Genomic DNA, 2,784 nt, shown 5'->3' on the forward strand with positions numbered 1-2,784 from the left:
CCACCTCGTACGGATGAAAGTGCACCGTTTTCAGTGCGGTGATGGGGTGGGGGCCGCGAGTCTGCTGCTGTCGGTTCGGGGTGGCAGGGAGGCGACTGACGGTGGTCTTGGATCCGCATCGGTGGCTGGAGTTGAGGCGGTTCCGTTCGCTGTACGAGTCCGGCGCGATGAGCTTGCGGCAGATCGCGAAGGAGACCGGGCTGAACCGCCGGACGGTCAGCAAGTACCTCAAGGATCCCGCTTCGGTCGCGCCGCCGAAGAGGGAAGTAGCAGGTCAGCGCCCTCGGCGGGTGGTGGACGAGGTCGCGCCGCTGATCGACGCGATGCTCAGGTCCGAGATCCTGCTCAAGGGAAGAGTGATCCACGAGCGCCTGGTCCAGGAGTACGGGGTCACCATCAACTACCAGCGGGTGAAGCTCTACCTTCAGGAGGCCCGCCCCCGGATCGCGGAGGAGCTGGGCATCAGCCCGGGTGAGCTGGCGGGTCTGCACCGGCGGTTCGAGGTCGTTCCCGGTGCTCAGGCCCAGGTGGACTGGGGCGATGAGGGCAGGATCCTCGCCCATGTCGGCATCCTGAAGGTCTACTCCTTCCACATGACCTTGTCGTATTCGCGCGACCCGTTCTGCTGCTTCACGACCAGTCAGGACTTGGCGACGTTCTTCGACTGCCACCGGGCCGCGTTCGCGCACTTCGGCGGGGTTCCGATGAGCATCGTCTACGACCGGACCAAGACGGTTGTGCGCCGGCACGTCGCTCCAGGTGAGGCGGTTCCGCTGCACCCGGAGGCGGTCGCCTTCGCAGGGCACTACGACTTCGACATCGACGTGCTGGCCGCCTACCGGCCTCAGGGCAAGGGCCGGGTCGAGCGGCAGGTCGGCATCGTCCGTGATCACGTGCTGGCCGGTCGGGCCTTCTCCTCGGTCGAAGAGATGAACGCCGCCTTCGCGGCCTGGGTGCCGCTGCGGCGGGCGAAGGTCCACGGCACTCACGGTGAGGTCATCGGACAGCGGGCCGTGCGTGATCACACGGCTCTGCGTCCGCTGCCGAAGGTCCCCTATGTGGTCGCCCAGCGGCATCTGCGGCACGTCGGCAAGGACTGCCTGGTCGCCTTCGACGCGAACCTCTACTCGGTGCCCGCCCGGAAGGTCCGCCCCCGCCAACTAGTCGAGATCCGCGCCACGAAGTCCCAGGTCAGCCTGCATTCAACCGCCCCCGACGCGGGCGGCCGGACGCTGCTGGCCGTTCACCCGCGGGCGGTCGGCCGCGGAGCCCGCATTGTGGACGAGACGCACTGGGACGGCCTGCCCACCGGCGCCGGCCGCCGCGTCACCACCGGCGACGCACTGCCTTCGCCCCGCCGCGGCCGGCCTCTCGGGCCTGATGCCGGACCGTTGCAGACCCTGCTGAACCGGACCGCCGCAGCAAGTGTCGAGGTCGGACGCCGTCCGCTGTCGGTCTATGACGAGCTGACCGGCACCCGTCCCTTCACCACAAACTCCCCCAGCAAGGACGCCCGTTGAGCGAGCTGACCAGCACCCGCATCCGCACCACCGCCGCCAAGCTCGGCCTGCCGCACCTGGCCGAGGCCCTGAACCAATACGTCCAGCGGGCGGACGAGGCCAAGATGGGCTACCTCGACATGCTCGACCTGGTGCTGTCCGAGGAACTCGCCGTCCGTGACGACCGCCGCTTCCGCAACGGCCTGCGGCTGTCGAAGCTGCCGCACCACAAGACGCTGGAAGACTACGACTTCTCCTTCCAGCCCGAGCTCGACCCACGCAAGGTCAAGGACCTGGCCACCCTCTCCTTCGCCGAGGACAAGGCCAACGTCGCCCTGCTCGGGCCGCCCGGGGTCGGCAAGACGCACATCGCAGTCGCCCTGGCCGTCGCGGCCTGCCGGGCCGGCTACTCGATCTACTTCACCAGCCTCGACGACATGGTTCGCCACCTCAAGGCCGCCGAGGACCAGGGCCGACTGATCAGCAAGCTCACCAGCTACCTCCGCCCCAGCGTCCTCGTGGTCGACGAGGTGGGCTACCAGCCGCTGGAACGAGCCGAGGCGAACCTGGTGTTCCAGGTGATCTCCAAGCGTTACGAGAAGGGCTCGATCATCCTGACCTCGAACAAGACCTTCGGCGAGTGGGGCCAGGTCTTCGGCGACGAGGTCCTGGCCACCGCGATCCTCGACCGCCTCCTGCACCATTGCGAGGTCGTCCCGATCAACGGCAACAGCTACAGGCTCAAGAATCGGCTCGCTGCCATCGAACGTGACCGGGACGACGCGGCCTGACCAAGCTTTTCGGAGTTTTCACAGGTCAGCCCAGACATGTCCCTCGGAGTAGTCGTGCCAGCCCCGGAAGTACCAGTTGGCAAGATCCCCGATTCGCTCGATGCAGTCCTCGAAGTAGGTATCGGGCGCCGGCTTGGGGAAGTTCGGGTGTGACGTCCACGACGGAACCCAGGTCGCGACCTCGTAGAACCCTTCGACGACCCATCGATCGAGCTTCTCGTCGGACTGGGATCGCTCACATGCAGCTCGCATCGCCTGTTCCAAACAGGTGAAGGCAGCCCGGTCCCACTCCAGGTCCCCCCGCAGCCGCAGCAGGAAGCTTCCCTCCTCTGCCTCGAACTCCCGCCTCAGAACCCTGGTGATCTCGTCCATAGCCGAGATCATGACAGCCCCTGGCAAGACCCCTGCACCGCCCACGGCCAACCATCACGCAGACCACCAAGCGGTGCACGTTTGTCTGTACTTGGCGGAGCACTCAGAGAAGTACGTCGACA

At 66.7% G+C, this 2,784-nt stretch carries 3 protein-coding genes; 2 read left to right on the forward strand and 1 reads right to left on the reverse strand.

Features of this window, described 5'->3' with window-relative positions; all coding sequences use genetic code 11:
* Positions 1–101 precede the first annotated feature (101 nt).
* Entirely contained in the window at positions 102–1,520 is a 1,419-nt protein-coding gene (istA, locus tag ABT114_RS50120) for an IS21 family transposase (RefSeq protein ID WP_351153986.1), read from the forward strand.
* The gene (istB, locus tag ABT114_RS50125; protein WP_351153989.1) at positions 1,517–2,290 is read left to right on the forward strand and encodes an IS21-like element helper ATPase IstB; all 774 of its coding nucleotides are present in this window, start codon (positions 1,517–1,519) and stop codon (positions 2,288–2,290) included. Before istA ends, istB begins: the two co-directional genes overlap by 4 nt.
* An 18-nt stretch (positions 2,291–2,308) precedes the next feature.
* Here the strand turns inward: istB and ABT114_RS50130 are convergent, their stop codons facing one another.
* Entirely contained in the window at positions 2,309–2,662 is a 354-nt protein-coding gene (locus tag ABT114_RS50130; RefSeq protein ID WP_351153992.1) for a hypothetical protein, read from the reverse strand.
* Positions 2,663–2,784 lie beyond the last annotated feature (122 nt).

This window comes from Streptomyces sp. NPDC002088, assembly GCF_040296605.1.
GTDB lineage: Bacteria > Actinomycetota > Actinomycetes > Streptomycetales > Streptomycetaceae > Streptomyces.

Coding starts and splice junctions, on each gene's coding strand:
- ABT114_RS50130 (WP_351153992.1), bottom strand. CDS start 2,662: ATGGACGAGATCACCAGGGTTCTGAGGCGGGAGTTCGAGGCAGAGGAG.